Annotated in this window: 19 protein-coding genes; 8 read left to right on the top strand and 11 right to left on the bottom strand. The window is 70.3% G+C overall.

The annotated features are described in order from the left end of the window. The coding region (locus tag ADL25_RS25020; RefSeq protein WP_159045003.1) for an alpha amylase C-terminal domain-containing protein at nucleotides 1–192 on the top strand (192 nt) is incomplete at its 5' end. Nucleotides 193–255: 63 nt separating this feature from the next. On the opposite strand, the gene ADL25_RS25015 is transcribed toward ADL25_RS25020, so the two are convergent. The 4 genes from ADL25_RS25015 to ADL25_RS49130 form a co-directional block, all read right to left on the bottom strand. Next, on the bottom strand, nucleotides 256–2,562 hold the full coding sequence (locus ADL25_RS25015) for a HelD family protein (RefSeq protein ID WP_059130075.1): 2,307 nt from the start codon (nucleotides 2,560–2,562) through the stop codon (nucleotides 256–258). A gap of 163 nt (nucleotides 2,563–2,725) precedes the next feature. Beyond that, nucleotides 2,726–3,058, bottom strand: coding sequence for a thioredoxin family protein (locus ADL25_RS25010; RefSeq protein WP_159045002.1), 333 nt, complete (start codon nucleotides 3,056–3,058; stop codon nucleotides 2,726–2,728). Continuing rightward, entirely contained in the window at nucleotides 3,055–3,483 is a 429-nt protein-coding gene (locus ADL25_RS25005) for a MerR family transcriptional regulator (protein WP_059130074.1), read from the bottom strand. Before ADL25_RS25005 ends, ADL25_RS25010 begins: the two co-directional genes overlap by 4 nt. A 151-nt stretch (nucleotides 3,484–3,634) precedes the next feature. Then, a complete protein-coding gene (locus tag ADL25_RS49130) occupies nucleotides 3,635–3,772 on the bottom strand; it encodes a hypothetical protein (RefSeq protein ID WP_159045001.1) in 138 nt (45 codons plus the stop codon). A gap of 63 nt (nucleotides 3,773–3,835) precedes the next feature. On the opposite strand from ADL25_RS49130, the gene ADL25_RS25000 reads away from it, so the two are divergent. Then, entirely contained in the window at nucleotides 3,836–4,987 is a 1,152-nt protein-coding gene (locus tag ADL25_RS25000) for a serine hydrolase domain-containing protein (protein WP_059130073.1), read from the top strand. 22 nt (nucleotides 4,988–5,009) lie between these two features. Here ADL25_RS25000 and ADL25_RS24995 read toward each other — a convergent pair whose 3' ends face one another. Then, nucleotides 5,010–5,780, bottom strand: coding sequence for a DUF2127 domain-containing protein (locus ADL25_RS24995; protein WP_059130072.1), 771 nt, complete (start codon nucleotides 5,778–5,780; stop codon nucleotides 5,010–5,012). A 352-nt stretch (nucleotides 5,781–6,132) separates the two neighbouring features. Then, the gene (locus ADL25_RS24990) at nucleotides 6,133–7,515 is read right to left on the bottom strand and encodes a cation:dicarboxylate symporter family transporter (RefSeq protein WP_059130071.1); all 1,383 of its coding nucleotides are present in this window, start codon (nucleotides 7,513–7,515) and stop codon (nucleotides 6,133–6,135) included. 204 nt (nucleotides 7,516–7,719) lie between these two features. Here ADL25_RS24990 and ADL25_RS24985 point away from each other — a divergent pair, with 204 nt between their 5' ends. From ADL25_RS24985 to ADL25_RS24965, 5 genes are all read left to right on the top strand, one after another. Further along, nucleotides 7,720–9,378, top strand: a complete 1,659-nt coding sequence (locus tag ADL25_RS24985) for an ATP-binding protein (RefSeq protein WP_059130070.1) — start codon at nucleotides 7,720–7,722, stop codon at nucleotides 9,376–9,378. Continuing rightward, nucleotides 9,375–10,067, top strand: a complete 693-nt coding sequence (locus tag ADL25_RS24980; RefSeq protein WP_059130069.1) for a response regulator — start codon at nucleotides 9,375–9,377, stop codon at nucleotides 10,065–10,067. Before ADL25_RS24985 ends, ADL25_RS24980 begins: the two co-directional genes overlap by 4 nt. A gap of 169 nt (nucleotides 10,068–10,236) precedes the next feature. Next, on the top strand, nucleotides 10,237–11,631 hold the full coding sequence (locus ADL25_RS24975; RefSeq protein ID WP_079050566.1) for an extracellular solute-binding protein: 1,395 nt from the start codon (nucleotides 10,237–10,239) through the stop codon (nucleotides 11,629–11,631). Further along, a complete protein-coding gene (locus tag ADL25_RS24970; protein WP_059130067.1) occupies nucleotides 11,628–12,494 on the top strand; it encodes a carbohydrate ABC transporter permease in 867 nt (288 codons plus the stop codon). The genes ADL25_RS24975 and ADL25_RS24970 overlap by 4 nt, the downstream gene beginning before the upstream one ends. A 1-nt stretch (nucleotide 12,495) precedes the next feature. Beyond that, nucleotides 12,496–13,335, top strand: coding sequence for a carbohydrate ABC transporter permease (locus tag ADL25_RS24965; RefSeq protein WP_059130066.1), 840 nt, complete (start codon nucleotides 12,496–12,498; stop codon nucleotides 13,333–13,335). Between the two features lie 152 nt (nucleotides 13,336–13,487). Here ADL25_RS24965 and ADL25_RS24960 read toward each other — a convergent pair whose 3' ends face one another. Then, nucleotides 13,488–14,177, bottom strand: a complete 690-nt coding sequence (locus ADL25_RS24960; protein WP_059130065.1) for a cysteine hydrolase family protein — start codon at nucleotides 14,175–14,177, stop codon at nucleotides 13,488–13,490. A 55-nt stretch (nucleotides 14,178–14,232) separates the two neighbouring features. Between ADL25_RS24960 and ADL25_RS24955 the strand changes: the two genes are divergently transcribed. Further along, entirely contained in the window at nucleotides 14,233–14,745 is a 513-nt protein-coding gene (locus tag ADL25_RS24955; protein WP_059130064.1) for a PadR family transcriptional regulator, read from the top strand. Nucleotides 14,746–14,952: 207 nt separating this feature from the next. On the opposite strand, the gene ADL25_RS24950 is transcribed toward ADL25_RS24955, so the two are convergent. The 4 genes from ADL25_RS24950 to ADL25_RS24935 all read right to left on the bottom strand — a co-directional run bounded on the left by ADL25_RS24950 (nucleotide 14,953) and on the right by ADL25_RS24935 (nucleotide 18,684). After that, entirely contained in the window at nucleotides 14,953–16,032 is a 1,080-nt protein-coding gene (locus tag ADL25_RS24950) for a sensor histidine kinase (RefSeq protein ID WP_059130063.1), read from the bottom strand. After that, nucleotides 16,025–16,720, bottom strand: a complete 696-nt coding sequence (locus tag ADL25_RS24945; protein ID WP_059130062.1) for a response regulator transcription factor — start codon at nucleotides 16,718–16,720, stop codon at nucleotides 16,025–16,027. Before ADL25_RS24945 ends, ADL25_RS24950 begins: the two co-directional genes overlap by 8 nt. A gap of 69 nt (nucleotides 16,721–16,789) precedes the next feature. After that, entirely contained in the window at nucleotides 16,790–17,491 is a 702-nt protein-coding gene (locus tag ADL25_RS24940) for a VanZ family protein (RefSeq protein ID WP_059130061.1), read from the bottom strand. Between the two features lie 167 nt (nucleotides 17,492–17,658). Continuing rightward, nucleotides 17,659–18,684, bottom strand: a complete 1,026-nt coding sequence (locus ADL25_RS24935) for an ATP-dependent 6-phosphofructokinase (protein ID WP_059130060.1) — start codon at nucleotides 18,682–18,684, stop codon at nucleotides 17,659–17,661. Nucleotides 18,685–18,884 lie beyond the last annotated feature (200 nt).

Genomic DNA, 18,884 nt, shown 5'->3' with positions numbered 1-18,884 from the left:
TACCGCCTGGGCGTCCCCGACGACATCCCCGCCTGGCACGAACTGCTCAACACCGACCTGGCCAAGTACGGCGGCAGCGACATCCACAACCCCGACCCGCTGAAGCCGGAGCCCACGCCCTGGCACGGCCGCCCGGCGAGCCTGCGTCTGGTCCTGCCCCCGCTGGCGACACTCTGGCTCCGTCCGGCGTGACGTTGTCACTCCCGGGTGTCCGGAAGCCGGATCCCGGCTTCCGGACACCCGGGAGCAGGCCGTTCAGGCGGAGGAGCCGGGCCGCTCGGACAGCCCGGCCTCCAGCGCCTTCGGCAGCTTGCCGGTGTGCAGCACACCCAGCCGCTGCGTCGCCCGGGTCAGCGCCACGTACAGATCACTCGTGCCGTAGCGTCCGGGTTCGACCACCAGGACCGTGTCGAACTCGAGCCCCTTGGCCTGGCGGGGGTCGAGCAGGACGACGGTCCGGGTCAGATCCGGTTCCTCGCCTGCCGTCACCCCTTCGAGGCGTACGGCCAGCGCCCGGTGCAGATCGCGCGGGGCGATCACGGCGAGCCTGCCAGCGGGGGTGCCCTCCCGCTCCTGCGGTTCATCCCGTTCCGGCTCCGGGCCCGTGAGGGACGCGGTCAGCTCCTCGACCGCCTTCTCCACCGCGGAGGGCAGGTCGTCGGTGGCGCGCACCCAGGGCCGTACCCGCGTGGACCGCACCGAACTCGGCGGCTCGAAGCGGGGGTTCTCCGCGCGGACCACCGCAGCCGCCACCTCCATGATCTCGGACGGTGTGCGGTAGTTGACCCCGAGTCGCGTGTGCTCCCAGCGGTCCCCGACATACGGCTCGAGGATCTCCGACCACGATCCGACACCGCCCGCCTCGGCCGTCTGGGCCGGGTCCCCGACCAGAGTCATCGAGCGCGTCGGACTGCGCCGCATCAGCAGGCGCCACGCCATCGGCGAGAGCTCCTGCGCCTCGTCGACGATGATGTGCCCGAACGCCCAGGTGCGGTCGGCCGCCGCGCGCTCGGCGGCGCTGCGGTGGTCCGCCTCCTCCTGCCGCTCGGCGAACCGCTCGGCGTCGATGATGTCGTGCGCGGACAGCACCTCCGAGCCCTCGGGGTCGCCCTCCTCCTTGTCCTCGAACTCGTACGTCCGGGAGGCGTAGGACACGTCCAGCACGCCCTGCGCGTACGCCACCTGCGTCTCCCGCTCGCGCTCCGCGTGCGCCTTCGCCACCCGGTCGTCCTCGCCGAGCAGTTCGGCCGCCTCGTCGAGCAGCGGCACGTCGGCGGTGGTCCAGGCGCGGGTGACCGGGCGGCGGACGGCGGCCGCGTCCTCGTCGGACAGATAGCCCTCCGGGTCGGCGAGGAAGTCGGCGACCAGCCGCTGCGGCGTCAGCCGCGGCCACAGGGAGTCGATCGCGGACCACACCTCGGGGTTCTCGGCGAGTTCGTCGCGGATCTGGGTGAGGTCGCTCGGGTCGAGGAGGCTGGACCCGTCGTACGGGTCCGTGCCGATGCGTTCGGCGACCATGTCGGTGAGCGTGTTGAGGATGTGGCCCTCGAAGTGCTCGCGGGCCTCGTTGTGCGGCAGCCGAGCGGCACGGGTGCGCTCGCGGGCCACGTTGACCAGGCCGTCGTCGAGCATCAGGACCTCCCGGTCGTGAGCGATGGCGATCACCGGGTCGGGCAGCGACTGCCGGTCGCGTACGACGGCGGCGAGGACGTCGGCCATGTCGGCGCGCCCCTTCACGGCGGCCGCCTCGGGGGTGTCGGCCGCCCTCGCCTTCACGCCGGGGAACAACTCCCCCACCGTGGCCAGCAGGACGCCGGTCTCACCGAGCGAGGGCAGCACCTGGCCGATGTACCCGAGGAACGCCGGGTTCGGGCCGACGACGAGGACCGCGCGGCGGGCGAGCAACTCCCGGTACTCGTAGAGGAGGTAGGCCGCCCGGTGCAGGGCGACGGCGGTCTTGCCGGTGCCGGGACCGCCTTCCACCACGAGCACGCCCCGGTACGGCGCGCGGATGATGCGGTCCTGGTCGGCCTGGATGGTCTGCACGATGTCGCTCATACGGCCGGTGCGCGCCGAGTTCAGCGCGGCGAGCAGCACGGCGTCGCCCGTCGGGTCCTCGTGCCCGGTGCGCTCGCGGTCGCTCAGATCGAGGATCTCGTCGTGCAGGGACGTCACCCGGCGCCCCTCGGTGGCGATGTGCCGCCTCCGGCGCAGCCCCATCGGGGTGTGACCGGTGGCCAGATAGAAGGGCCGGGCGACCTCGGCCCGCCAGTCGATCAGGACCGGTGTCCGGTCCGCGTCGTCGGTGCGCAGCCCGATGCGGCCGATGTGGTGGCTCTGCCCGGAGGAGAGGTCGATACGGCCGAAGCAGAGCGCCCCGTCCACGGCGTTGAGCGCCGCGAGCAGTCCCGAGCGTTCGGCGACGAGGATGTCCCGCTCCAGCCGGGCCTGCATGGGCTTGTCGCCCTGCGCCAGCGCGTCCTCGACGGAGGACTCGGTGTCGCCGCGCAGCACGTCCACGCGCGCGTGCAACGCGTCGATGAATTCCTGTTCCCGGCGCAAGTCGTCGTCTGGCAATTCGGTGTTTGACAATTCCGCTCCCGCCCGGATATACTGTGCGCATTGAACTTCTTCGCGACCAAATCATTGAAGTCGCGAATCATTGAATATACGCAGAGAAATCCCCCGAGCGCAATTGCTCGGGGGATTTCTTCGTGCAGACGGCTCAGAGCACGTCGGTCAGTTCCTCCCGCAGCCGCCGCTTGGGCCGCGCCCCCACCATCGCCTTCACCGGCTCACCGCCACGGAACACCATGAACGTGGGCATCGACAGCACCTTGTAGGCGTTCGTCGTCGCCGGATTGGTGTCCACATCCAGCTGCACCACCTTGAGCCGGCCCTTCTCCTCGGCCGCGAGGTCGGTGAGCACCGGCCCCATCTGCCGGCACGGGGGACACCAGTCCGCGGTGAATTCCACCAGCACGGGAAGGTCCGCCCCGATCACCTCGGTCTCGAAGTCCGCGTCCGTCACCTCGGTCACGCCTGCCGCTCTGATCACTGCTTGAGTCCTCCCAGCTCGCACTCCGGTTCCGGACCACCCGGAACCGCCGCATCGGCGGCCAGCGCCGCACGCGCCCGCTCGGCCCTCCCCAACTGCTCGCCCACCTGCGCCCGCACCGCCTGCAACTCACCGATGAGCGTGTCGAGTTCGTCCAGCTTGCGCCGATAGACCGCGAGCGACGCCGGGCACGAGTCGCCCTCCGGGTGCCCGGCCCGCAGACACTCCACGAAGGGCCGCGTCTCCTCCAGGTCGAACCCGAAGTCCTGCAGCGTGCGGATCTGCCGCAGCAGCTTCAGATCCCGCTCGTCATAGGTGCGGTACCCGTTGCCGGTTCGTCGCGCGGGCAGCAGCCCCCGAGACTCGTAGTACCGCAGGGCCCGTGTGGTGGTACCGGCCCGCGCCGCCAGCTCGCCGATTCGCATGCGTTCGACCGTAATCCTTTTCGCCGGGGTCAGGGGAAGCACTCGGGCCGGGCGGCCCGCCCACTCGCGCCCCACCGGGGGCGACGGGACGATCGACGTCGTCGTGGGGCCGGGCACGGACGCCGTGGGAATTGCCGGATGCACGGAAGGATCACGGCCTTTCGACGCGGGCGAGGACGACCGCATGGCGGCGCTCGGCATCGCTGGTGTCGGCGAAGACGCACGGAACGGGTTCGTCGACTTCGATCGAGTCGCCCGGGTCGAGTTCATGCACCACATTCGGGCGCACCGATGATTTCCGCCCGCCCCGGCGGTCTCGTCTCCCAAAGCCCCGACGAAGGCGGACGGATCGATGACCACGTTGCACCACCTCCTCCAGACGTATGTCGACAAGGGCTGGGCCCCGGGCGCGGTGGCGCTGATCGACCGTCACGGCAGCACGGAGACCGCGGCGGTCGGTTTCCTCGACGCCACCGCATCGGCCCCGATGCCTCCGGACGCCGTCTTCCGGCTGGCCTCGATCACCAAGCCAGTCGTCGCCGCCGCCGTCATGACCCTCGTCGACGACGGCACCCTCACCCTCGACGCCCCGATCTCGGCGTGGCTGCCCGAGCTGGCCGAGCCCGCGGTCGTCCGTACGCCTGCCGGTCCGCTCCAGGACGTGGTGCCCGCCACCCGCCCGATCACGGTCGACGACCTGCTGACCTTCCGCGCCGGATACGGCTTCCCCGCCGACTTCTCCCTTCCGCAGGTCAAGGCCCTGCTCGCCGTGCACAAGGACGGCCGCACCCCGGCCGGTCTCCCCGACCCGGACACCTGGCTCGCCGGACTGGCCCGTCTGCCGCTGCTGCACCAGCCGGGCACCGCCTGGCTCTACAACACCTGCTCGGACCTCCAGGGGATCCTGATCTCCCGCGCCACCGGCCGCCCGCTTCCCGAGGTCCTGACCGAGCGGATCCTCGCACCGCTCGGCATGGCCGACACCGGATTCGAGGTCCCGGCCGCCAGGCGGCACCGGTTCACCACCGCCTACCAACCGGACGGCAAGGGTGGCCTGGAGCCGACGGACACCCCGGACGGCGCCTGGAGCAGCCTGCCCGCGTTCCCCTCCGGAGGTGGCGGACTGGCCGGAACGGCCGCCGACTGGCTGGCCTTCGGCCGCATGCTGCTGAACGGCGGGACCGCGCCGGGCGGACGTCAGGTACTGACCGCCGAGTCGGTGCGCCGGATGACCACCGACCATCTCACCCCGGAGCAACGCGCCTCGAGCACGCTGTTCCTGGAGGGACAGGGCTGGGGGTACGGCGGCTCGGTCGACGTCGCGACCACCGACCCGTGGACCGTGCCTGGTCGCTACGGCTGGGTCGGCGGCACCGGCACCACCGCCCACATCGTCCCGGCCACCGGCACGGTCGCGATCCTGCTCACCCAGCGCGCGATGGAGAACCCGAGCCCCACTGCCCTGATGCGCGACTTCTGGCGGTACGCGGCCGAGGCCTCGTGAGGAGTTCGCGAGGTCCGGGGACCTACCGTGCGCCCGCCAGCCCCGCCGACTCCTCGACCTCCAGCAGCGATGCGCTCCGCCGCTCCTCGTCGAACGCCCTGCGTCCGCCGCGCAGCCCGAACAGCCGCTTGGCGATGGCGATGTAGAGGACCGCGAGGATGTTCAGCACCAGGGTGGCGATCTTCAACGCGCTGACGTGCTCCGTGAGCTCGTAGATCTCCAGCGGAAGGAACGCCGCCGTGGCGACGACCGTCAGATACTCCGCCCAGCGCTTGGCGTACCAGAGCCCGACCGCCTCGACGAGCTCCACCAGCGCGTACGCCAGCAGCAGCGCGGCGACCAGGAGGAGCGTGGAGTGCCGGTAGCCGAAGGTCTTCTGGATGGTGCCGACCACGGGCGAGTGGTCGAGGTCGTGGTGGAAGTGCCGGAAGACGGGGCGGAGGACGTCCAGGTACTCGTTGAAGAGTCGCCGTACCGCGTCCTGGCTGTTGCTGAACCTCCACACGGCGACCGCCACCAGGACGATGAACACACCGCGCACGGCCCGTTCGGCGGCGAGGAAGCGCAGGATGAACAGGTCGCGCAGCACCTTGCCGCGCGGCACGAGCGGCGCCTCGGCCGCGGGCCCCGAGCCGTGCGGCTCACCGAGGACGAAGTCGCCGCAGCGCAGGCATCGCCACACCTCGCCCAGCGCGCTGTCGGCGCGCAGCCGCACCCGAAGCCGGGGGTCCTCCGGCGCGTAGGTCACATGCCCCCGGCGTGCGCAGGTCCGCCGGTCCCAGTCGATCTTCATACCCCCGTGCCTCCCGCGGATGGTGCCGTGCCGGGTCTGTACGGCACGGCACGGTAGTGCATGCCCTACGAGACGTAGGAGCGGGGCACGAGGTTCCGCGGCAGGTCAGCGGGTTCCGTTCGGCAGCGCTCGCGGGGCGTCGAGGGTGACGCCCGCCGGAGCACCGGGCGGGCGGACCCGGGCAGGACCGAGCGGCCGGACCCACGGGGGGAGGCACGGCCGCTCGGCGGTCTTTCTGTGGTCCCGGGCGCCCGGCCCGGGTTCAGGCAGGGCCGGGCGCCCGGCGATCAGGTGCGCATCGCACCGCCGGAGGGCGTGGGGCCGCGTGGCCCCGCCGCCCCGGCGGAGCGGCCTACGCCTTGGCCAGCTCCCTCTCGCCGCCGTCCCCGGAGGGCTCGGCGGGAGTGGCCGACTCGTTCTCGTCGAGCAGCGTCCGCTCGTCGAAGGGCAGCCGGCCGGCCAGCACCTCCTGGACGCGCTCCTTGTCGATCTCCTTCGTCCAGGTGCCGATCAGAACGGTGGCCACGGCGTTGCCCGCGAAGTTCGTCAGGGCGCGGGCCTCGCTCATGAAGCGGTCGATGCCGACGACCAGGCCGACGCCGTCGACCAGCGCGGGCTTGTGGGACTGCAGGCCTCCGGCCAGGGTGGCGAGGCCGGCGCCGCTGACGCCCGCCGCGCCCTTGGAGGCGAGGAGCAGGAAGAGCAGCAGCGGGATCTGCTCGCCGACCGACAGCGGTGTGCCCAGGGCGTCGGCGATGTAGAGCGACGCCATGGTCATGTAGATCATGGTGCCGTCGAGGTTGAAGGAGTAGCCGGTCGGGACGGTGATGCCGACGACCGGCTTGCTGACGCCCAGGTGCTCCATCTTCGCGATGAGCCGCGGCAGCGCGGACTCGGAGGAGGACGTGGACAGGATCAGCAGGAACTCACGGCCCAGGTACTTCAGGAGCGTGAACACGTTCAGGCCCGCGACGATGCGCAGCAGCGCGCCGAGCACGACGAAGACGAACAGCACACAGGTGATGTAGAAGCCGAGCATCAGCACGGCGAGGCTCTTGAGCGCGTCCAGACCGGCCGAACCGACGACCGCGGCGATCGCGCCGAACGCACCGATCGGGGCGGCCCACATGACCATGGCGAGGATGCGGAAGACGAGCCGCTGGATGTGCTCGATGCCGCGCAGCACCGGAACGCCGACCTGTCCCATCGCCTGAAGGGCGAATCCGGTGAGGAGCGCGATGAGGAGGGTCTGCAGGACCTGGCCCTCGGTGAAGGCGGAGACGAAGGTGACGGGGATGATCGAGAGCACGAAGTCGACCGGCGGCAGTGCGTCCGCCGACACCTGGGCGTGACCCGCGTCCTTGATCGCGTTCGTCAGGTGCAGACCCTCACCGGGGTGCAGGATGTTGCCGACGACCAGGCCGATGGCGAGTGCGACCAGGGACATCACCAGGAAGTAGCCGAGCGCGAAACCGCCTACGGCGCCGACCTTGGCGGCCTTGCGCACCGAGCCGATGCCCAGCACGATCGTGCAGAAGATGATCGGCGAGATCATCATCTTGATCAGGTTCACGAAGCCCGTACCGAGGGGCTTGAGCTCGACCGCGGCATCGGGCCAGATGAGGCCCACGGCTATGCCCAGTGCCACCGCGACGATCACCGCGATGTAGAGATAGTGGGTGCGGTCCCGCTTGACCTTGGGCGCGGCGGATGCCGTTGGGGGTGTGCTGGCCACGGCTGCCCTCCTCGACGACGTCGTCGGATCTTCCGGCGTGCGGCTCACGTCCGGGGGAAACGGGAGATGTGCTCCCGCTGACCGGGAGGCGGCGTGCTCCCCGGCGATGCGGTGACTATCTCCCGCCCTGTGAGGACGGTCATCCTTCCGTTCATTTAGTTCACGCTTATATGGAGAGCCGAAGCCGCAAGGCAGACTGAACGCATGCGCGTCCCCACCCTCCCGAGCCCCCGCAGCCTCGCCGGCCAGCTCTTCGCGATGCAGGCCGTGCTGATCGCGGTCCTCGTCGCGGGGTACGCCACCTTCACCTACCTCAGCGACCGCGGCCAGGCCCAGGACGCGGCCGGCCGCCAGGCGATGGCCGTGGCCCGCTCGGTCGCGGACGCCCCGTCCGTCCGCGCGGCGATCCGCACCCCCGACCCGACGAGCACGCTCCAGCCGTTCGCGACCGAGGTTCAGCAGCACACCGGCGTCGACTTCGTCACGATCATGAACCCGCGCGGGATCCGCTGGACGCACCGGGATCCCGCGAGGATCGGCGAGCACTTCCTCGGCCACACGGCCCGCGCGCTGGCGGGCGAGTCGTTCACCGAGACCTACACCGGCACGCTGGGGCCTTCGGTGCGCGCCGTCACGCCCGTCCACGACGACGGCCGGATCGTCGGCCTGGTGAGCGCCGGGATCAAGGTCGACACGGTCACGGCACGGGTCCAGGAACAGGTGACGACCCTGCTCGGTGTCGCGGGCGGCGCCCTCGCGCTGGGCGCGATCGGCACCTATGTGATCAACGCGCGGCTGCGCCGCTCCACCCACGGCATGAACGCGACCGAGTTGAGCCGGATGCACGACTACCACCAGGCGGCACTGCACGCCGTGCGCGAGGGCCTGCTGATGCTGGACGGCCGGTTCCGGGTGGCGCTGATCAACGACGGCGGCCGGGAACTGCTCGGGGTGAGCGGCGAGGTGGTGGGCCGCTCGGTGGCGGAGCTGGGTCTGCCGGCCCAGCTGACGGGGGCGCTGCTGTCCTCCGAGCCCCGGGTGGACGAGGTCCATCTGACCGCCACCCGTGTCCTGGTCGTGAACACCTCCCCGGTCTCCGGCGGCGAGCGGCGCGGCACGGTGGTCACCCTGCGCGATGTCACCGAACTCCAGTCCCTGACGGGCGAACTGGACTCGGAGCGCGGCTTCACCCAGGCGCTGCGCTCCCAGGCGCACGAGGCGGCGAACCGGCTGCACGCCGTCGTCTCGCTGATCGAGCTGGGCCGCGCCGACGAGGCCGTCGACTTCGCCACGGCCGAGCTGGAACTGGCCCAGGCCCTGACGGACCAGGTCGTCGCAGCCGTGAACGAACCGGTCCTCGCGGCCCTGCTGCTGGGCAAGGCGGCGCAGGCCAACGAGCGGGGTGTGGAACTGGTGGTGTCGGACGACAGCCGGATCGACGACGGTCTGCTGCCGCCGTCCCTCCCCGCCCGGGATCTGGTGACGATCCTCGGCAACCTGATCGACAACGCCATGGACGCCGCTCAGGGCACGACGGGCGCCCGGGTCACCGTGACGGCGTGCACCGACGACTCCGGCCTGGTCCTGCGCGTCTGCGACACGGGAGCAGGCGTGGATCCGTCGCACACGGAGGCGGTGTTCGAGCGCGGCTGGTCGACCAAGCCCGCGACCGCCTCCGGCGGCCGTGGGCTGGGCCTTGCCCTGGTCCGTCAGACCGTCCGCCGGCACGAGGGCACACTGACCGTGTCGCAGGCGGACGCAGGCGGGGCCGAGTTCGCGGTGCGGGTGCCCCTGCCCACGGTGAGGGTGCACGCTCCGGCGGTGCCGGAGGCCGGAGCCGCCCTGTCAGGAGGTGTCGTATGACCGAGCCGATCCGCGTCCTGGTCGTCGAGGACGACCCGGTGGCCGCCGACGCGCACATCATGTACGTCGGCCGGGTCCCGGGCTTCACGACGGTCGGCACCGCGCACACGGGCGCGGAGGCACGGCGACTGCTCGACCGTACGCGGGTGGATCTGCTGCTGCTCGACCTGCATCTGCCGGATGTGCACGGACTGCAGCTGGCGCGCTCGCTGCGGGCCGCCGGATACCAGGCGGACGTCATAGCCGTCACGTCGGCACGCGATCTGGCCGTGGTGCGTGAAGGGGTCTCGCTGGGGGTGGTCCAGTACGTGCTGAAGCCGTTCACTTTCGCAACGCTGCGGGACCGTCTTGTGCGCTACGCGGAGTTCCGTGAGGCGGCGGGCGAGGCGAGCGGGCAGGACGAGGTGGACCGGGCCCTGGCGACGCTGCGGGCGCCGGGGCCGGCGGCGCTGCCCAAGGGGCTGAGCGCTCCGACGCTGGAGCGGGTGACGAGCGTGTTGCGGGAGCGTGAGGAGGGACTCACCGCCGCGGGGGTCGCCGAGAGCGTGGGGATCTCACGGATCACGGCCCGCCGGTATCTCGAACACCTCGTGGAGGCGGGGCGCGCCGGACGCAGTCCGCTCTACGGTCAGGTGGGGCGGCCCGAGTTGGTCTACCGATGGGTGCGGGAGGCCGAGAAGTCCCGTTAGGGGAAGGGGAGTTCGAAGTGCGGCACGGGCGCCGCGGGGTGCCGCCGCAACCGGAGCGCAGGTCATGGGCGAAGTATCCCTCGCACACTCATTGACCTGACTAGACCACTCCTCTTACCTTCACACGGCAGTCGTCCCGGCCGACAACGATGTAGGCCAGTAGGAGGTCGTGCCCGTGCGCCCCACCGCCGCCCGCTTCCGTTCCACTTCCGTACTCACTGCACTCCTCGCCGTCTCCCTCGCCGCTCCCACGCTCACGGCGTGCGGCGGCGGGTCCGGCAGCGACCCGGACACGGTGAAGATCTCCTTCAAACAGTCGACGGACAACTCGATCCATGTGATGGACGACTATCTCGCCGGCATCAAGAAGCAGTTCGAGAAGGAGAACCCCGGCAAGAAGGTCGAGCTCGTCCCCATCAAGGCCCCCGACTCGGAGTACTACACCAAGCTCCAGCAGATGCTGCGCTCCCCGAAGACGGCTCCCGATCTCGTCTACGAGGACACCTTCCTCATCAACTCGGACATCACCAGCGGCTACCTCAAACCCCTCGACCCCTACCTCGCCAAGTGGAAGGACTGGGACCAGTTCATCGACACGGCCAAGGCCGCGGCCAAGGCCGAGGACGGGAAGACGTACGGAGTCCCGGACGGCACCGACACCCGTGGGCTCTGGTTCGACAAGGGCATCTTCGAGAAGGCCGGACTGCCCACCGACTGGCAGCCGAAGACCTGGGACGACGTCCTCGCCGCCGCCCGCACGGTCAAGGAGAAGGTCCCCGGCGTCACCCCCCTCAACGTCTACACCGGCAAGCCCGCCGGTGAGGCCGCCACGATGCAGGGCTTCGAGATGCTCCTGTACGGGACGGGCGACGGCACGTCGGATCCCCTGTACGACAAGGCGAGCAAGAAGTGGGTCGCCGGCGGCCAGGGCTTCAAGGACGCCCTCGGATTCGTCCACACCGTCTACCAGGAGAAACTGGGCACGGACGTCTCCCAGGCCCTCGACCCCAACATCCAGACGATCGTGCGCGGTGAGCTGCTTCCCAAGGGCAAGCTCGCCATCGACCTCGACGGCTCCTGGCTCCCCCAGGACTGGCTGCAGGGCAGCGGCCACGAATGGCCCGAGTGGTCGAAGGAGCTGGGCCTTGCGTACATGCCCACCCAGCACGGCCAGGCCCCCGGCAAGGTGAGCATGTCCGGCGGCTGGACCTGGTCGATCCCCGCCAAGGCGGGCAACCCGGACCTGGCCTTCAAGTTCATCCAGACGATGCAGACCAAGGCCAACGCGCAGAAGTGGTACATCGCCAACTCCGGCATCGCGGTCCGCAGGGACGTGGCGTCCGACCCCGCGTACGTGAAGGCGCAGCCCGGGATCAAGTTCTTCACGGACCTGGTGAGCAGCACCCACTACCGCCCGGCCTATCCGGCGTACCCGAAGGTGTCCACCGCGATCCAGGAGGCCATGGAGAGCGTGACGACGGGTGACGCCTCGGTGGACAAGGCGGCGAGCGACTACGACGAGGCGCTCAAGGCGGCGACCGACAACCAAGTGGTACAGAAGTGAGCGATCCGCGCCGTTCCCTGGCCCGTGCGCTGCCGGTGGCCCCCGCCGTGGTCCTGCTGCTGCTCTTCCTGGCGGGCCCGATCGCCTACTGCGCGTACATCGCCTTCACGGACCTGCAACTCACGGGCCAGGCGCACTCGTCCTTCGTCGGCTTCGCCAACTTCCGTACGGCGTTCGGGGACGAGGCCTTCCTCAACGCCGTCTGGCTGACGCTCGTCTTCACCGTGGTGTCCTCACTGGTCGGCCAGAACACACTGGGGCTCGCCCTGGCGGCGCTTATGCAACGGGCCTCGAAGCCGGTGCGCACTCTGACGGGCGGGGTCGTGATCACGGCCTGGGTGCTTCCGGAGGTGGTGGCGGGCTTTCTGCTCTACGCCTTCTTCCGCAAGGAGGGCACCCTGAACGCGATCCTCGACGCGCTGCACCTCCCGTCCCAGAACTGGCTCTACACCCTGCCGATCCTGGCCGTCTCGTTCGCGAACGTCTGGCGGGGGACGGCGTTCTCCATGCTGGTCTACTCGGCGGCCCTGAACGAGATCCCGAAGGAGATCACGGAGGCGGCCGAGGTGGACGGCGCGGGCGGACCCAGCCGGCTGTGGCACATCACGCTGCCGATGATCCGCCGGTCCATCGGCACGAACCTGATGCTGAACACGCTCCAGACGCTCTCGGTCTTCGGGCTGATCTGGGTGATGACGAGGGGCGGGCCCGGCAACAAGAGCCAGACCCTCCCCCTTTTCATGTACGAACAGGCCTTCCAGAACAGCATGATCGGGTACGGAACGGCGGTGGCGCTGCTGCTGCTGCTCGTCGGTTCGGTGTTCTCGGTCATGTACATGCGACTGCTGCGAACGGAGGTGTGAGGTGGCGTCCACGCTCGCGTCCCGCCGTACGGGGCGCCGTCTGGCGGCCGACACCGGTCTGCTGGTGGCGGCCACCGCGTTCGCGCTGCCCCTCGTTTGGGTGATCCTCTCCTCGGTGGACCCGCAGGCGGACCTGCGGGTGAAGGCCCCGGACGGCCTCACCCTGGACAACTTCGACGCCGTCCTCAAACCCGACATCACCTTCACACCGCTGCTCAACAGCCTGATCCTGTGCGGCGGGGGGACGCTGCTGACCGTGGTGTGCGCGGCCCTCGCCGCGTACCCGCTGTCGCGCTTCAGGTCCCGGCTGAACCGGCCGTTCCTGCTGACGATCCTGTTCGCGACCAGCCTGCCGATCACGGCGATCATGGTGCCGGTCTACGCGTTGTTCGTGCAGGTCGATCTGATCGACACGATGCAGGGCACGATCCTGTTCTTCGCCGCCTCACAACTGCCGTTCGCCATCTGGCTGATGAAGAACTTCATGGACGGAGTGCCGAAGGAGTTGGAGGAGGCGGCGTGGACGGACGGCGCGTCGCCGATGCAGTCGCTCGTGCGGGTCGTACTGCCGCTGATGGGTCCGGGGGTGGCGGTGGTGACGGTGTTCTCGTTCGTGATGATGTGGGGCAACTTCTTCGTGCCCTTCATGCTGCTGCTGACCCCGGACCAGATGCCGGCGTCGGTGAGCATCAACGAGTTCTTCGGCAACCGGGGAATGGTGGCGTACGGCCAACTGGCAGCGTTCTCCGTCATCTACTCGACGCCGGTGATCCTGTTGTACGTGCTCGTCGCACGGCGCCTCGGCAGCGGATTCGCGTTGGGCGGGGCCGTCAAGGGGTGAGCGCGAGGGGGCGGGCGGCCGCCCTCGCCACCGGTCCACGCCGGGCGGGGCCGGCGCGGGCGAGGACGCCCGCGCCGACCCCGCCCGCATCGTCGAGGACCTCGGGGCGCGGTCAGGAGGACCGTTCGCCGGAGGGGGCTCCGAGGACTGCTTCAGGCGCTGTCGGCCCCGCCCTCGCCGACTGACGCGGCCTGGGGTGCGGTCAGTCGGTCCGTGATCTCCCCGGCGGTCAGCACGAGCGCGAACCCCTTGCGCAGGACGGCGAGTTCCGGCTCCTGCCGGGACTCGTCGTCGGTGGCCGTGACGTCGGACCCGAAGACGACTCGGTAGCCGCGTTCGTATGCCTGCCGGGCTGTGGTGCCGCAGCAGTAGTTGGTGAGCGTTCCTGTGACGATGACGGTGTCCCGGCCGAGGTTGCGCAGCATCGTGTCGAGCGGGGTGTCGTAGAACGCGCCGTAGGAGGGCTTGCGGATCAGAGCCTCGTCGGGTCTGCGGCCCATCGGGGCCCATACCTCGGCGGGGCCCGGCCGGTGCCAGTCGGTGTCGGCGTGCGGGAGGAAGCGCAGGGCGTGGGGCCGGTCGAGCCCGAGATGCGTGTCGTCGAAGATGGTCCAGATCACCGGGACGGCCGCGGCCCGGCACACCTGCACCAACTGCCGCAGCCGGGGTGCCATCCGGGTCGCCGCAGGCACCCAGTAGGGGCTCCAGCCGGCCCGGACGAATTCGTCCTGCATGTCGATGACCAGCAGCGCCGCCCGCTCGGGCCGTATGCCGAACGACGCCCGGCCGTGCCGGTAGGCGTCCCGTGCCCGGGCGGTCACCCATTCCTCGGAGTACGTCATTCTCGCCTCCTACATCGATTCGAGGTACCTCGGTTCGATGTGCGAGAGTAGCAGCATGCTCGAACTCGCGATCCTGGGATTTTTGGCCGAGGGGCCGCTGCACGGCTATCAACTGCGCCATCGAATCGCGCACTTGTCCGGCCACACCCGGCCGGTCAGCGACGGCAGCCTCTACCCCGCGATCAACCGGCTGGTCGGCGCCGGGCTGCTGGAGCGCCGCGCCGAACCGGGCGCCTCGGCCGCCCACCGGCACACCCTGAGCCTGACCGACGCCGGCCGGCGCGAACTGCTGCACCGCCTGCGGGACGCCGACGGCCTGGACATCAGCGACGGCACCCGGTACTTCACGGTGCTGGCCTTCCTCTCCCAGTTGCCCGACACCGCCGACCAGCACGCGGTCCTGCGCCGCCGCCTGGACTTCCTGGAACAGCCCGCGAGCTTCTTCCACGACGGTGACCGCCCACTGACCGCTGCGGACACCGACGACCCCTATCGCCGCGGCATGCTCATGGTCGCCCGGGCCACCAGCCGCGCGGAACGCTCCTGGCTGCGGGAAGTCCTGGCCTGAGGCGACGCCCGCCCGGGCCCGCAGATCCCGTTCCACGAGGAAGGCGTCCGCGCTCGACGCGTCAAGACATCACCCACGCCCAGACGAGCGGCTCCTGACTCAACCGCGTCGAGGCCCGGTTCACCTCCCGGCGCCGAAGGAGCAGGGCGGCGTGATGCGTGGCCGTACGGTCCGGCGAAACGCAGGGGGCCCGCTCGAGGACGATGCCTACGGCGTACCGGGCAGCCGGACCGTGACGAGAAGACCGCCGGCGGGACGCGCGGCGAGCTCGAGGGTCCCGTCGTGGGCGCGGACGATGCTGTGCACGATGGCCAGGCCGAGGCCCACGCCGGGGTGCTCGTCGGTGCGTACGCGTTCCGTTCCGCGCTGAAAGGGTTCGACGAGGGTCGACACCAGTTCCGGTGGGAGCCGACGGCCCGTGTTCTCCACCCGCAGCACGCTCGTGCCGCCGTGCGCCTCCGGGTGGACCGTCACCGTGCCGCCGACGGGGAGGTTGTGGACGATGGCGTTCTGGACGAGGTTCGTCACCATCCGCAGCAGGAGCTCCGCCGAGCCGCTGGTCCGTGTCGCCATGCCGGTGACGTCGAGCGTGATCCCTCGCTGTTCGGCGAGGTGGAGCAGGGTTTCGGCAGCCTCTTCGACGACCAGGGAGAGGTCGACGCTCTCGCGGACGAAGTTCCCGCGGTCGCTGCGGCTGAGCAGCAGCAGGGCCTCGGTGAGGTCGATCGCGCGCGTGTTGACAGCCTGGAGGCGGTTGATGAGTTCGCCCCGGTCCCGTGTGGGGTCCTTGCGGGCGACGTCGAGCAGCGTCTGCGAGATGGCCAGCGGGGTGCGCAGTTCGTGGGAGGCGTTCGCGGCGAATCTCCGCTGCTCGTCGACGTGCGACTCCAGTTGTTCGAGCATCGAGTCGAACGCGTCGGAGAGTTCGCGGAATTCGTCCTGACGGCCCTTCATCCGGATCCGGTGGGACAGCGATCCGTTCCCGGCCGTCCGTGCCGCATCCGTGATCTGTGTGAGCGGTGCGAGCATCCGGCCGGCGAGGATCCATCCCCCGACCAGGCCGAACAGCAGCAGGAACGCCATCGCCACGGCCGCGGCGGGGGCGAAGGTGTGCACAAGGAGATAGCGGTTGGGCGAGATCCCCAGAAGACCCCTGGACGTGTCGGGGACATAACGCAGCAGGAACGCCCACACGACGCCCATCAGCAGGGCACCGGCGACAGCGAGGAACCCGGCGTAGCTGAGGGTGAGTTTCAGCCGGACGCTGAGCCCTCGGCGCCTAGGCATGCGTACTGCCGGGGCGGGTGGTGCCGGGGCCGGTCTCGATGCGGTAGCCGACGCCCGGCACCGTGGTGATGATCCATGGTTCGCCGAGTCGTTTGCGCAGTGCGGAGACGGTGATGCGGACGGCGTTGGTGAAGGGGTTGGCGTTCTCGTCCCAGGCCCGTCTCAGCAGCTCTTCGGCGCTGATGACCCCGCCCTCGGCGGCGACCAGGACCTCGAGCACGGCGAACTGTTTGCGGGTGAGCGCGACATGGCGTCCGTCGCGGAAGACCTCCCGGCGGAAGGGATCAAGCCGCAGGCCCGCGATCTCGCGGACCGGGGGCCGGGCGTACCCGCGTCTTCGGTCGAGCGCCCTCAGCCGCAGGACGAGCTCCCGCAGCTCGAACGGTTTGGTGAGGTAGTCGTCGGCGCCGAGCTCGAACCCGGAGGCCTTGTCGTCGATCCGGTCGGCGGCGGTGAGCATGAGGATCGGGATGCCGCTGCCGGAGGCGACGATGCGCCGGGCGACCTCGTCACCGGAGGGGCCGGGGATGTCTCGGTCGAGGACCGCGAGGTCGTAGCAGTTGACGCTGAGGAGTTCCAGGGCGGAGTCGCCGTCGCCGGCGATGTCGGCGGCGATCGCCTCCAGACGCAGACCGTCACGGACCGCTTCGGCCAGGTAGGGCTCGTCCTCCACGATCAGTACGCGCATGTCCGAAGCCTAGGCACTCGCACATATCGCCGCCGTATGCGAAGACGTGTGCACACCGGGCACGCGAGGTCAGACGGCCGCAGCCGACGTGGGCCGAGCCTGGTCCGACGCCGCTTGCGCCGCCGTGGGCCACCAGCGGCGCGACGCCAGCGCGGCCAGCACGGCGCCCGCGGCGTTGACCAGTACGTCGTCCACGGAGGACACCCGGTCCAGCCACAGGACGTATTGCGCGGTCTCGACCAGGACCGAGCAGCCGGCCCCGAGCGCCAGGACCCTCGGCACGGACGCCAGGGCCGCGAACCGCATCGGGGCGAAGAACCCCAGCGCCGCGAAGACCAGCAGATTGCCGACGATCCCGAGCGGCCCCATCGTGACCAGGTCCCGCAGGGGTACCAGGCTCACCCGACGGGGAGCGACGCCGGGACCGGCGCCCGGCATCATCGTCAGCCACACGAGCGGCACCGTCCCGTGGACCATGCCCACCTCGGCCAGTGACGTGCGCCACGCCCTCGCCGACGGGACGCCGGCGGCGCGCCGTACGTGCGCCAGAGCCCACACCACCAGCGCCGCCAGCGGCAGTGCGACCAGCGTCATGAGCACCACACCGTTGAACGTGCCGAAGCAGCCGTGCCACCGCCCGGCCATGCACATCGGGGCGGACATCATGAGCGGCCGCCGCACGACGAACACGGCGCTCCCGATACCGAGGATCGCAAGGCCGAGGAGCACGATCCGACGGGGCGGCGCCGACGTGGATGCGTTGTGGTTCATGCCCCCATCGCAGACGCAGGGCCGTTGCGGTGGCGTATGCGATTTCTGATACGCCCGCGATACACGCGGTCCCCGGCACCGGGAACCGCCGCAAGCGGATGGCGAGACGGTCCCGCCGCCGGTGATCAACGGGCGCGGCGATCATGGGAGAACCCGAAGACCGACTCCTAGAAGACCGACTCCGCCTCGTCCATCCGGTCCTTCGGCACCGTCTTCAGCTCGGTGACCGCCTCCGCGAGCGGCACCATCACCACGTCCGTGCCCCGCAGCGCCGTCATCCTGCCGAACTCCCCGCGGTGCGCCGCCTCGACCGCGTGCCAGCCGAAGCGGGTCGCGAGCACCCGGTCGTACGCGGTCGGCGTACCACCGCGCTGGACATGGCCGAGGATGACCGGCTTGGCCTCCTTGCCGAGCCGCCTCTCCAGCTCGTACGCGAGGGCCGTGCCGATGCCCTGGAAGCGCTCGTGTCCGTACTGGTCGATCTCGCCCTTGCCGTAGTCCATGGTGCCCTCGGCGGGGTGCGCGCCCTCGGCGACGCAGACCACCGCGAACTTCTTGCCGCGGGCGAAACGCTCCTCGACCATCTTGACCAGGTCGGCGGGGTCGAAGGGGCGCTCGGGGAGGCAGATGCCGTGGGCGCCGGCCGCCATGCCCGACTCCAGCGCGATCCAGCCGGCGTGGCGGCCCATGACCTCCACGACCATAACGCGCTGGTGGGACTCGGCCGTGGTCTTCAGGCGGTCCATCGCCTCGGTGGCCACGGTCACCGCCGTGTCGAAACCGAAGGTGCGGTCCGTCGAGGAGATGTCGTTGTCGATCGTCTTGGGCACGCCGACGACCGGCAGGCCCGCGTCCGAGAGCATGCGCGCCGCCGTCAGCGTGCCTTCGCCGCCGATCGGGATCAGGGCGTCGATACCGAAGTCGCGGATCATGTCCGACGCGTTCTCGCAGGCCTCGCGCAGGCGGTCGCGCTGCAGGCGCGAGGAGCCGAGGATGGTGCCGCCGAGCGCCAGGATGCCGCTGACCGCGTCGAGGTCCAGGGTGCGGTAGTGACCGTCGAGCAGACCGCGGTAGCCGTCGTCGAAGCCGATCACCTCGTCGCCGTACTGCGCCACCGCCCGGTGCACGATCGACCGGATCACTGCGTTCAGGCCCGGGCAGTCGCCGCCTGCGGTGAGTACTCCGATGCGCATCGTGCTGTGTCTCCTGCTCGCTGTTGATTCCGGTGAGCCAATCCGATTGTTTCACGGCACACAGACGGGTGCCGCGCCCGCACCCCGTCTTGCGCCGAACCCTTGATCCCGGGATGCTGACGGGCGCCTTATCCAGCCTCAGGGGTATTGTCAAGAGGGTTCTGCCGACCCCCCATGGACGACAGTCGCGTGCCGCAGAA

Origin of the sequence: Streptomyces sp. NRRL F-5122, from assembly GCF_001507435.1 — a bacterium.
GTDB lineage: Bacteria > Actinomycetota > Actinomycetes > Streptomycetales > Streptomycetaceae > Streptomyces > Streptomyces lannensis.
This window is presented reverse-complemented; position numbering and strand designations above follow the sequence as displayed.